This window comes from Streptomyces sp. P9-2B-2 (genome assembly GCF_030406865.1).
Lineage (GTDB): Bacteria > Actinomycetota > Actinomycetes > Streptomycetales > Streptomycetaceae > Streptomyces > Streptomyces platensis.
Genome location: NZ_CP129126.1, coordinates 1,250,653 through 1,263,744, shown reverse-complemented (window position 1 = coordinate 1,263,744; position 13,092 = coordinate 1,250,653). Strand labels below are relative to the sequence as shown.

Genomic DNA, 13,092 nt, shown 5'->3' with positions numbered 1-13,092 from the left:
GCCTGTCCGCGCCCGGCGGGCCGGTCTCAGGCCGCCCGGCGGTTCCGGAGCTTCGGGGGTCCCGGGCGCAGGGCGTTCTTCGGGTTGACGGTGAGGACGTCGAAGGCGCGGACGGTGCAGTTCAGCCGGTGGAACATGTCGTCGGCGCCGGTGACATGAAGCGTTTCCACGCCGAGGCCGACCATCGAGGTGACCATGGCCGGCCAGTGGATCGTTCGGTCGAAGGTGTCCAGCAGCATGGTCCGCATCGCCTCGGCGGAGTCCACCACCGTGCCGTCGGCGTCCGAGATGACGGGGAGCCGGGGCGCCTTGATCCGGTACTTGGGGAAGACCTCGGCCTCCGCCTTGCGGCGCAGTGCGCCGAACGCACGGGCGTGCACCGGCGGGCGCATGGTGTACATCGAGTATCCGCCGAGGTCCCGCACCGCCCGGATGAACTCCTCCAGCCGGGATTCCGGCAGGGACACCATGTAGAACCCGCGGTCCAGCTCGCCGGATATCTCGAACCAGTCGCCCCGCGCCCGCATTTCGCCCAGCAGGGCGTGGAACTCCTCGTCCGGGACGCGGTAAACGGCGTGGGTCACCACGTCCGAGTGCTCGGTGGTGAAGTACTCCTTCTCGCAGTGCGCCAGCTCCGCCGTCATCCGTACGACATCGGGGAAATCGAGCGAACCGGCGTACGCGGCCGCCGCCTTCTGGCCGAAGCTGGCCCCGGCACAGACGTCCGGCCGCATACCGAACCGGTCCTCGGCCCGGTCCGCGGCGGCGAGCGAAGCGATCAGAAAGGCCAGCTGGGCGTACTCGGAGTAGTCGGCGCCGGCCTCGTGGAACCGTTCCAGTACGGAGAAGCCGAGCACCTCGTCGGCGGCCGCGAGCCGGGCGCGGGCATACCGGTCGAGCACCAGGAACCGGCCGGCGCTCGCGAAATCGAACCGGCCCATGCCGGGGAACAGCACGGCGGTCCGCGACGCCCCACCGGAGTCCCACGCGACGGCCGGCGCGACGGGGGAGTCCCCGGTGTGCGCTTCAGTCTGCCCCATGGTCAGGCACACACCTTTTTCAGCGCTTTGATGTTGGTGACGGTTCCCTTGACCCATACCGCCACCCGGCCGAAATCGCGGGCGGCCTCGGCCCGCGCCATGCCGTATTGGTGAGCGACCTGGCGCATGGCCTTCGCGACATCACGGTCCCGTACGTTCTTCGACAGCTCGCGTAATTCCTTGCCCTTTTTCTCGTAGTCCTCGGCCTTCTTCGGATCCGGCACCAGATCGACGATTCGCAGTGCCTTCACACAGGCCGACGCTTTGTCCTTGAGATCGGACGCTTTATCGGAATGCCCCTTGTCCGTGCATCCCGCGGTCAGCAGTACCACTGCTAACGCGAAGGCACCGACGCGGGCCGCCCCCCTGGGCATATGAATCCTCCCCATGTCTCGTGCCGCGGTCGTCAACACCGTTCCGGATGACGGCCCCAGCGGCTTCAGCGTATCCGGTCCGCTCCTCGCCTGTCACCGATGTGATGTGCATTCAGACGCTGGTGCATGGCGCAAAATTAAGGGGTTCACGGGTACCGGATAGGGGTAGCCGACGCGTGGATCGCGGCTCTAACCTGACAGCCGCAAGAGAAGCGGGATTTCGTGCGCTTCGCTCGTTCCCCCGGCCCTGGTGCCCAGAGGTCGCCCATGTGCCCGTTGGTGCCGTGAGCAGGGGAAATGGCGGCTCCGTCACTGCTCAGCGGTACGGCCGTGGGGGCGGCCGGCGGGCCTGGAGTACGCGGGAGCCGCGACCGGTATTTCGCCACCCGACCTTCCTTGCGACCCGTATCCACGCGCGGAACTTCTCCGCTTCACACCCGTACACCGGGTAATTCACCGCGACCCTGACCGGACCGCCGGTATCAACCCCTGATCAGCCCTCATCGCCCCACCCTTATCTCAGGGTTGGGCGATATCCCTTAGGGGACGGCTAGGGGTTGGAGTACCCACCGGCGATTCCGTAGCGTGGCCCGCAGTGAGTCGAAGGGGGATCTGTCGAGCTGGGAATTCTTGGGAAGCCGACTGCTCGGCCTCAATACGCGCCCTCATCAGGGCGAATGATGCGGCGCCCGGCGCGGCAGGGGCTGCCGCCGTCGTGTGCGCCGTACCGGTGTCGTGGCGTTCGGTGTCTTTCGGTGTCATCGACGTAAAGGTCCTCCGACCGATTCAGTGGAGTGGAATACGGTGGCGAACAACGAGGGAAAGCTGCTCGAGTACCTCAAGCGGACAACGGCTGAGCTTCGGGATACCCGGGCCCGGTTGACCGAAACCGAGCGGAAAGAGTCCGAGCCGATCGCCATCGTAGGAATGGCGTGCCGCTATCCCGGTGGGGTGTCCTCGCCGGAGGAACTGTGGGATGTGGTGTCCGCCGGGACCGACGGCGTCTCGGAGTTCCCCGTCGACCGCGGCTGGGACGTGGACTCGCTCTACCACCCCGACCCCGAGCACCTCGGCACCTCGTACACCCGGGAGGGCGGATTCCTCCACGGGGCGGCGGAGTTCGACCCGGGGTTCTTCGGCATCTCCCCGCACGAGGCGGTGGCCATGGACCCTCAGCAGCGGCTGCTGCTGGAGGTGTCCTGGGAAGCCATCGAACGTGCCGGCATCGACCCGACCTCGCTGCGGGGCAGCAAGACCGGCGTCTTCACCGGCGTGATGTACCACGACTACGGCTCCGGCGTCTCCGGCGTCGCCGAGGACATCGCGGCGTTCCAGGGCAACGGTGCCGACTCCAGCGTCGTCTCGGGCCGGGTGGCCTACCTCTTCGGCCTGGAGGGCCAGGCGGTGACGGTGGACACCGCCTGCTCTTCGTCGCTGGTGGCGCTGCACTGGGCGATTCAGGCGCTGCGGGCCGGCGAATGCAGCATGGCGCTGGCCGGCGGGGTGACCGTGATGTTCACCCCGGAGACCTTCATCGACTTCTCGCGGCAGCGCGGTCTCGCAGCCGACGGCCGCTGCAAGTCGTTCGCGGCGGCCGCGGACGGCACCGGCTGGGGCGAGGGCGCCGGTGTGCTGCTGGTGGAGCGGCTGTCCGACGCCCGGCGCAACGGGCATCCGGTCCTTGCCGTGGTGCGGGGCTCCGCGGTCAACCAGGACGGCGCGAGCAGCGGGCTGACCGCGCCGAACGGCCCCGCGCAGCAGCGGGTGATCCGGCAGGCGCTGGCCAACGCCCGGCTGTCCACGGGCGAGGTGGACGCGGTGGAGGCCCACGGCACCGGCACACGGCTGGGCGACCCGATCGAGGCGCAGGCACTGCTGGCCACGTACGGACAGGACCGGCCGGAGGAGCAGCCGCTCTACCTGGGCTCGATCAAGTCGAACCTCGGGCACACCCAGGCCGCCGCGGGCGTGGCCGGGGTGATGAAGATGGTCCTCGCCATGCGGCACGGGATGCTGCCGAAGACCCTGCACGTGGACGAGCCCTCGCCGCATGTGGACTGGTCGGCCGGCTCGGTGGAGCTGCTCACCCGGGAACGCGCGTGGCCGGACTCCGGCCACCCCCGCCGGGCGGGCGTCTCCTCCTTCGGGATCAGCGGCACCAACGCGCACGTCGTACTGGAACAGGCACCGGAGCCGGAGCCGCAGTCGGAGCCGGATTCGGAGCCGGATGACGCGCGGCCGACGGCCCCGGAGGACGTGGCGGACCTGCCGGCCACCGCGGCGCCCGGGACCGGGCTCGTCCCCTGGGTGCTGTCCGCCCGCTCCCGGGAGGCACTGGCCGACCAGGCCGGGCGCCTGGCGTCCCATGTGGCGTCCCGTCCCGAACTGGACCCGGTCGACATCGGCTTCTCGCTGGTGACCACGCGCGCCGGACTGGACTATCGCGCGGCGGTGACCGGCGCCGACCGCGACGAACTGCTCGCCGGACTCCGGGCACTGGCCGAGGACACCGACCAGCCGCGGGCCGTGAGCGAGGGACGGCTCGCCACGCTGTTCGCCGGTCAGGGTGCCCAGCGGCTCGGCATGGGCCGCGAACTCCACGCGGCGTACCCGGTGTTCGCGCGGGCCTGGGACGAGGTGTGCGCGGAGTTCGACGGTCTGCTGCCGCGTCCGCTGACCGAGGTCGTCTGGGCCGTGCCCGGCGGCGGTGAGGAGGAGCTCCTCCACCAGACGCAGTATGCGCAGGCGGCGCTGTTCGCGCTGGAGGTCGCGCTCTTCCGGCTCGTCGAGTCCTACGGCGTGGTCCCGGACGTGCTGCTGGGCCACTCCATCGGTGAGGTCACCGCGGCCCATCTCGCGGGTGTCTGGTCGCTCGCGGACGCGGCGAAGCTGGTCGCGGCCCGTGGACGGCTGATGCAGGCCCTGCCGAGCGGCGGCGTGATGGTCTCGGCGGCGGCCTCCGAGGACGAGGTGCGCGCGCTCCTGGAGGGCCGCGAGCAGATCGGTATCGCGGCGGTGAACGGCCCGGCATCGGTGGTGCTCTCCGGTGCCGCGGAGCCGGTGGAGCACCTGGTCGCGGTACTGGAGTCGCGCGGCCGCAAGGTGAAGGGACTGCGGGTCAGCCATGCCTTCCACTCGCCGCTCATGGAGCCGATGCTGGCGGAGTTCCGCACCGTCGTCGAGCAACTCACCTACTCCGAGCCCCGGTTGCCGGTGGTGTCGAATGTGACCGGCCGCCTCGCCGACCCCGCCGAACTCCGCGACCCGGAGTACTGGGTGCGGCACGTCCGGGAGGCCGTCCGCTTCCACGACGGCATCCAGGCCGCCCACGCCGACGGTGTCACCACCTTCCTCGAACTCGGCCCTGGCGGTGTGCTCTCCGCCATGGGACGCGACTGCCTGCCCGAGGACGACACCGTCACCTTCCAGCCGAGCCTGCGGGCACCGCTCGCCGACCCCGAGGCCCTGCTGAAGGCGCTGACCGGGCTGTGGACCCGGGGCGTCCGCGTGGACTGGCCCGCCCTGCTGCCCGGCGGACGGCTGGTGGACCTGCCGACCTACGCCTTCCAGCGCGGCCGCTACTGGCTGGAGGGCGCCGCCGGAAGCGCCGATGTGACCTCCGCCGGGCTCGGGGCGGGAAACCATCCTCTGCTCGGCGCGGTACTGCCGCTGCCCGGCTCCGACGGCTTCCTCCTGACCGGCCGGCTGTCCCTCGCCACCCACCCCTGGCTGGCCGACCATGTCGTCCTGGGCACCGTCGTACTGCCCGGCTCCGCCCTCGTCGAGCTGGCCGTCCAGGCCGGTGACCAGGCCGGCTGCACACTGATCGAGGAACTGACGACGCTCGACCCGCTGGTTCTGCCCGTCCGCGCCGGGGTGCGGATCCAGCTCACCGTGGACGCGCCGGACGAGAACGGCCGACGCGCTCTCTCGGTGTTCTCGAAGCCCGAGGACGCCGAGGACACCCGGCCCTGGACCCGGCACGCCACCGGTGTCCTCGCCGCCGGGGGCACCGCGCCCGCGCCGGCCTTCCCGGAGACCTCCTGGCCCCCGGCCGCCGCCGAACCCCTCATGGTGGAGGGGCTCTACGACGAGCTGGCGGCGACCGGCTTCGGCTACGGGCCGGTCTTCCAGGGCGTCCGCGCGGCCTGGCGCCGCGGCGCGGACCTGTACGCGGAGGTCGCCCTCCCCGACGAACCGGCCGCTCAGGCGGATGGCTACGGGCTGCACCCCGCCCTGCTGGAAGCCGTGCTCCAGACCCTGAGCCGGGCCGAGTCCGCCACCGACGGCCCCCGGCTGCCCGCTTCGTGGACCGGCTTCCGGCTGCACGCCGTCGGCGCCACCACCCTGCGGGTCAAGATCTCCCCGGCCGGTGCGGACGGCTTCTGCGTAGTGGCCGCCGACGCGGACAACGCCGTCGTCGCCTCCGTGGACCGGGTCACCCGCCGCACCGTGACCGCCGACGAACTCGCCGGCCACGCGGACACCCCGGACTCGCTGTACCGGCTGGACTGGACACCCGTCCCGGTCGCCGAACGGACCGGCGGCTCCTGGGCGGTACTCGGCGACGATCCCGCCCTCGCCGCAGCCCTGGGCGCCTCCCTCCTCGACCCGGACGACACCGACGCGCCGGTACCGGACACCGTGGTGCTGCCGGTCAACGGGGCCACCTCAGGCGCCGTGCCCGATGCCGTACGGGAAACCACCCATCAGCTGCTGGCCCGCCTCCAGTGGTGGCTGGCCGAGGAGCGGTTCGCCGGCACCCGGCTCGTGGTGCTCACCCGCGGCGCGGTCTCGGTGGCCGAGGAACCCGTCGATCTGGTGACGGCACCGGCCTGGGGCCTGGTGCACTCCGCGCAGTCGGAGCATCCCGACCGCCTCGTCCTCGTCGACATCGACGACGACACCCGGTCCCTGGACGCGCTGCCCGCCGTGGCCGACGCCGGGGAACCGGAGCTGGCGATCCGCGGCGGACACGTCTCGGCACCCCGCCTCGCCCAACTGCCCGCCCCCGAGCGGGAACCGGAGCCGGTGTGGACCGCCGACGGCACGGTGCTGGTCACCGGCGGCACCGGCAGCCTGGGCGCGATCACCGCCCGCCATCTCGTGGCCGGCCTCGGCGTCCGGCATCTGCTGCTGACCAGCCGCCGCGGTATGGCCGCCGACGGCGCCGCCGAACTGCGCGACGAACTGACCGCCCTCGGCGCCCGGGTGACCATCGCCGCCTGTGACACCGCGGACCGGGAGGCGCTGGCCGCCCTGCTGGCCACGGTCCCCGCGGACGCCCCGCTGACAGGGGTCGTGCACACCGCGGGCGTCCTGGACGACGGTGTCCTCGCCTCGCTCAACCCGGAGCGCATGGACAAGGTGCTGCGGCCCAAGGTCGACGCGGCCTGGAACCTGCATGAGCTGACCCGCGACCTCGACCTGTCCGCGTTCATCCTGTTCTCCGCCGCGTGCAGCGTCTTCGACGCACCCGGACAGGCGAACTACGTGGCGGCCAACGCCTTCCTCGACGCCCTGGCCGAACACCGCCACGGCCTCGGCCTGCCGTGCGTCTCGCTGGCCTGGGGTCTGTGGGCGCAGGACGGCGGCGGGATGGCCGGCGGCCTCGGCGAGAACGACCTGCGGCGGATGGCCCGTAAGGGAATCGTGGCGCAGACCCCCGACGAGGGCATGCGGATGTTCGACGGCGCCGTCCGCTCCGGCGCACCGCTGGTCGTACCGGTGCGCCTGGACATCAACGTCCTCGCCGTCACCGGCGACTTCCCGCCGATGCTGCACGGCCTGGTCCCGTTCCGCCGGCGGACCGCCGCGGCGGCCGGGGCCGGCACCGGCGACTCCCTGCGGGAACGGCTGGCCGGACTGCCGCAGACCGACCAGGACCGGGCCCTGATGGACCTGGTCACCACGCAGATCGCCTTGGTCCTCGGATATGCCGGCGGCGGCGCGGTGGAGACCTCCCGCGCCTTCCGGGACCTCGGCTTCGACTCCCTGACCGCCGTCGAACTGCGCAACCGGCTGGACACCGCGACCGGTCTGAGCCTGTCCGCGACCCTGGTCTTCGACTACCCCACCCCCGTTGCCCTGGTCCGCCATCTGCGGGAACAGCTGCTGGGCGCCTCGGCCGCGCCCGTCGCCGTGCGGTCCACCGCGTCGGCGACCGACGACGACCCCATCGTCATCGTCGGGATGGCCTGCCGCTTCCCCGGCCAGGTGGCCTCCCCGGACGACCTGTGGCACCTGCTGGTCTCCGGCGGCGACGCCATCAGCGACTTCCCGGAGAACCGCGGCTGGGACGTCGAGGGCATCTACGACCCGGACCCCGGCCGCAGCGGAAAGACCTACACCCGCGAAGGCGGATTCCTCTACGACGTCGCCGACTTCGACGCGAGCTTCTTCGAGATCAATCCGCGCGAGGCGCTGGCCACCGACCCCCAGCAGCGGATCCTGCTGGAGACCGTCTGGGAGGCCTTCGAGAACGCCGGCATCGACCCGACCACCCTGCGCGGCAGCAAGACCGGTGTGTTCGCCGGAGTGAGCTACCACGACTACGCCCCGCCGAGCGGCCAGATCCCCGAGGACCTCGAAGGCTACGTCGGGACCGGCAGCGCGGGCAGCGTCCTCTCCGGCCGGGTCTCCTACACCTTCGGATTCGAAGGCCCCGCCGTGACCGTCGACACCGCCTGCTCCTCCTCACTGGTCGCCCTGCACTGGGCCATCCAGGCACTGCGCACCGGGGAATGCACCCTGGCGCTGGCCGGCGGCGTATCGGTGATGTCCACTCCGGACACCTTCGTCGACTTCTCCCGGCAGCGCGGCCTGTCCGCGGACGGCCGCTGCAAGGCGTTCGCCGCCGCGGCGGACGGCACCGGCTGGGGCGAGGGCGTCGGCATGGTCCTCGTCGAGCGCCTCTCGGACGCCCGGCGCAACGGCCACACCGTCCTCGCGGTGGTCCGGGGCACAGCGGTGAACCAGGACGGTGCCTCCAACGGTCTCACCGCACCCAACGGCCCCTCGCAGCAGCGTGTCATCGAACAGGCTCTGGCCAACGCAGGGGTGACGGCTGATCAGGTCGACGCGGTGGAGGCCCACGGCACCGGCACCACCCTCGGCGACCCCATCGAGGCCCAGGCGCTGATCGCCACGTACGGCCGTGACCGGATCGCCGACCGGCCCCTGTGGCTGGGGTCGATCAAGTCCAACATCGGGCACACCCAGGCCGCCGCCGGCATGGCCGGAGTGATGAAGATGGTGCTGGCCATGCGGCACGGCCTGTTGCCGAAGACCCTGCATGTCGACGCGCCCACCCCGCACGTCGACTGGTCCGCCGGCACCGTCGAGCTGCTGACCGAACTCCGCCAGTGGCCGAAGACCGGCGAACCCTGGCGGGCCGGTGTGTCCTCGTTCGGCATCAGCGGCACGAACGCGCATGTGGTGCTGGAGCAGGCACCTGCGGCTGAGCCGGAGGCCGTGGAGCAGGGCAGAGGTGTGCCCTCTGGGGGCACGTCTGCCGGCTTGGTCCCGTGGGTGCTGTCGGCGCGTTCGGAGCAGGCGTTGGTGGCGCAGGCGGGGCGGTTGGCGTCGTTTGTGGAGGAGCGGCCGGAGGTGGGTCTGGCTGATGTTGGGTTGTCGCTGGTTGCTTCGCGGGCGGTGTTGGAGCACCGGGCCGTGGTGGTGGGTGCTGAGCGGGAGCAGCTGCTGGGTGGCTTGCGTGGGCTTGCCGGTGGGGTTGCTGGTGGTTTTGCCGGTGGCCTGGATGGTGCCGGTGTGGTGCAGGGGAGTGTGGCGGCTACTGCGGCTTCTGGTGCGGTGCTGGTTTTCCCTGGTCAGGGGTCGCAGTGGCTGGGGATGGCGGATGAACTGCTGGCCTCCTCCCCGGTGTTCGCGGGGCGGATGGCTGAGTGTGGTGCGGCGCTGTCGGAGTTCGTGTCCTGGAAGTTGGATGAGGTGCTGTCCGACGAGGACGCGTTGGCGCGGGTTGATGTGGTGCAGCCCGTCCTTTGGGCGGTGATGGTGTCGCTTGCTGCGGTCTGGGAGGACTGTGGCGTGATGCCGTCGGCTGTCGTCGGTCATTCCCAGGGCGAGATCGCGGCCGCTTGTGTCGCCGGGATTTTGTCGCTGCGTGATGGTGCCCGGGTGGTGGCATTGCGCAGTCAGGCCATCGGTCGGGTGCTGGCCGGTCGCGGCGGAATGGTGTCGGTCGCCGGTTCCCGCGAAGCCGTACAGGAGCGCATCGCCAGGTGGGGTGACCAGCTGTCCGTGGCTGCCCTTAACGGGCCGTCCGCCACGGTGGTTTCGGGTGATCCCGATGCCTTGCAGGAGTTGTTGGCGGAGTGTGCTGAGCAGGAGGTGCGGGCCCGGAAGGTTCCGGTGGACTACGCCTCGCACGGTGCGCAGGTCGAGTTGTTGCGCGCGGAGCTGGCGACGGTTCTTGCCGAGGTGTGCCCTGGTCAGGGTCGTATCCCGTTCTACTCGGCGGTGCATGCGTCGGTGGTGTCGGGCGAGGAGCTGGATGCCGGGTACTGGTTCGAGAACCTGCGCAACACGGTGCGGTTCGAGGAAGCCGTTCAGGCGCTGGTCGCCGATGGGTACGGCGTGTTCGTGGAGTGCAGTGCGCATCCCGTACTGACCCCGGGCATCGAGGACACGGCGCAGGAAGCGGGCAGCCCCGTCGTGGTGACGGGAACCCTGCGCCGCGACGAAGGCGGCTGGTCCCGCTTCGCGCAGTCGCTCGCCCAACTCTGGGCACACGGCGTCCCGGTGGACTGGAGCACCCTGCTCCCGGCCGGTCGGCGGATCGACCTGCCCACCTACGCCTTCCAGCGGCAGCGCTACTGGCTGGAGACCTCGTCCGGCGCCGGAGATGTGTCCTCGGTGGGGCTGGGCGCGGCGGACCATCCGCTGCTCGGTGCCGCGGTGGCGCTGCCGGACTCGGACGGTTTCTTGTTCACGGGGCGGCTGTCGCTGTCCACGCACCGTTGGCTGGCCGAGCACAGCGTGCTGGGCACGGTGCTGGTGCCGGGCACCGGGCTGGTCGAACTGGCCATCCGGGCCGGGGACCAGGTGGGTTGCGATCTGCTGGAGGAACTCACCCTGGAGAGTCCGCTGGTCATCGCGCCGACCGGCGGGGTGCAGCTGCGGGTCACCGTGGGTGAGTCCGACGAGAACGGGCGCCGGAACCTCGCGGTGTTCTCCCGCGACGAGGACGCGGCGGCCGATCAGCCGTGGACCCGGCACGCCGCCGGTGTGCTGGCCGTCGGCACCGGGGCTACGGCCGCGCGCGGCGAGGAGTCCTGGCCGCCTGCCGGTGCGGAGGCCGTTCCGGTGGACGGGTTCTACGGGGAACTTGCCGCGGCGGGTTACGAGTACGGCCCGGTATTCCAGGGGCTGCGGGCGGCGTGGCGGCGCGGGGAGGACGTCTTCGCGGAGGTCGCCCTGCCCGAGGAGGCCGTCGGAGAGGCGGGCCGGTTCGGTCTGCATCCGGCACTCCTTGACGCGGTGCTGCACACGGTGGGCCTGGGCGAAGCCCACGGCGACCAGGGGCCGGGGCTGCCGTTCGCGTGGACCGGGGTCCAGCTGCATGCGGTGGGCGCCACCGCGCTGCGCGCCAGGCTGAGCAAGGCCGGTGAGAACGGTGTGCGGGTCGAGGTGAGCGATGCCACCGGGGCTCCCGTGGCGACCGTCGAGTCGCTGGTGGTGCGTGAGGTCTCGGCCGATCAGTTGCGGGCCGCTGGGAGTGGCCGGGACGCGGTCTTCCGGCTGGACTGGACGGAACTGCCCAGCTCCTCCAGCCGAGTCATCGAGACGTCCATGGCCGTGGTCGGGCCCGCCGCCGACGAGTTCGCGGGTTCGCTGCGGGCCGCCGGTATCGAGGCCGGTGTCGCGGCGGATCTGGCGGTGCTCGGCAAGCAGGACACGGTGCCGGAGTATGTGCTGCTGCCGGTCCCGGCGGCCGGCGCGGGTGCGGTGCCGGATGCCGTGCGCTCGGCGGTGCACCAGGTGCTGGGGACGGTGCAGACCTGGCTGGCCGAGAGCCGGTTCGCCGACGCGAAACTGGTGGTGCTCACCCAAGGCGCGGTCGCCGTGTCCGGTGAGCTGAGCCCGGATCTCGCGCTCGCCCCCGTCTGGGGTCTGGTGCGGTCCGCGCAGTCCGAGAACCCGGGCCGGATCGTGCTCGCCGACCTCGACGGCGAGGCGTCGTCGCTGCGGGCCCTGCCCGGACTGCTGGCCGAGGCGGAACCGCAGCTGGCGGTGCGCGACGGGGTCGCCTCCGCTCCCCGGCTGGCCCGGTTCGGGCCGGTGGATGCCGACCGGGAACCCGTATGGGCTGGTCACGGCACAGTGCTGATCACCGGTGGCGCCGGCATGCTGGCCGGTCTGGTCGCGCGGCACCTGGTCGCCGAGCACGGTGCCAAGCGGCTGATTCTGGCCGGCCGGCGGGGCCTGGCAGCCGACGGGGCCGCGCGCCTCCGGGAGGAGCTGACCGCGATCGGTGCCCACGTGGACGTGGTCGCCTGTGACGCGGCCGACCGGGACGCGCTCGGCGCACTGCTCGCCGGGATACCGGCGGACGCGCCGCTGACCGGTGTGGTGCACACCGCCGGAGTGCTGGACGACGGACTGATCGGCGCGCTGACCCCGGAGCGGATCGAGACCGTACTGCGGCCCAAGGTCGACGCGGCCTGGAATCTGCACGAGCTCACCAAGGATCTGGACCTGTCGGCGTTTGTGCTGTTCTCCTCGGCCTCCGGGGTGCTCGGCGCGCCCGGCCAGGCCAACTACGCGGCGGCGAGCACCTTCCTCGACGCGCTGGCCGAGCACCGGCACGCCCACGGCCTCTCCGCGCTGTCACTGGCCTGGGGGCTCTGGGCGGAGCGCAGCGACCTCACCAGGAAGCTCACCGACACCGATCTGCGGCGGATGAACCGGGAGGGGCTGCCGCCGATGTCCTCGGAGGAGGGCGTGGCGCTGTTCGACGTGGTGGGCGCCGCCGGAACCCCGGTGGTGATCCCTGTCGCGCTGGACGCCAGGAAGGTCGCGGCGGCCGGGGAGGTGCCCGCGATCCTGCGTGGCCTCGTCCGCGCTCCCGCGCGCCGCACGGTGAGCGCCGGGCCCGCCCCGGCGAAGTCCCTGCGCGACCGGCTGACGGAGGTGCCGGCCGCCGAACGCACCGCTGTGGTCCTGGAGTTGGTGCGCAACCACACGGCCATGGTGCTGGGGCACTCCGGTGCCGACATGGTCAGCGCGGATCAGAGCTTCAGCGAGCTGGGCTTCGATTCGCTGACCGCGGTGGAACTGCGCAACGGCCTTCACGCGGCGACCGGGCTGCGGCTGCCGGCCACGTTGGTATTCGACTACCCGACCTCCACGGCACTGGCGAACCACATTCTCACCGCGCTCGTCGATGACGAACCCGATGCGGTCGCCGCGGCGCTGGCGACCCTCACCAAGCTGGAAAACGCTCTGCTGACGCTGGAAACGGAAAGCCGTGAACGAACGACCATCACGAAACGCCTTGAGCGGGCCCTGAGCAGGTATCGCGACGGCGGCCCGGCAACGGATCAACGCGAGACACACAGCGATATCCGAGATGCCTCCGCCGATGAACTACTGGACTACTTCGACCAGGAGTTCGGAAAGTCCTGATCGCGATTCTGTCCAAAACTTTCTTTCCA

General features: G+C 71.4%; 3 protein-coding genes. 1 reads left to right on the top strand and 2 read right to left on the bottom strand.

Annotated elements, in window-relative coordinates:
• Positions 1 to 26 precede the first annotated feature (26 nt).
• A complete protein-coding gene (locus QT196_RS05315) occupies positions 27 to 1,040 on the bottom strand; it encodes an ACP S-malonyltransferase (RefSeq protein WP_290354454.1) in 1,014 nt (337 codons plus the stop codon).
• A 2-nt stretch (positions 1,041 to 1,042) separates the two neighbouring features.
• On the bottom strand, positions 1,043 to 1,414 hold the full coding sequence (locus QT196_RS05310) for a hypothetical protein (protein WP_290354453.1): 372 nt from the start codon (positions 1,412 to 1,414) through the stop codon (positions 1,043 to 1,045).
• A gap of 789 nt (positions 1,415 to 2,203) precedes the next feature.
• On the opposite strand from QT196_RS05310, the gene QT196_RS05305 reads away from it, so the two are divergent.
• A complete protein-coding gene (locus QT196_RS05305) occupies positions 2,204 to 13,063 on the top strand; it encodes a type I polyketide synthase (RefSeq protein ID WP_356948457.1) in 10,860 nt (3,619 codons plus the stop codon).
• Positions 13,064 to 13,092 lie beyond the last annotated feature (29 nt).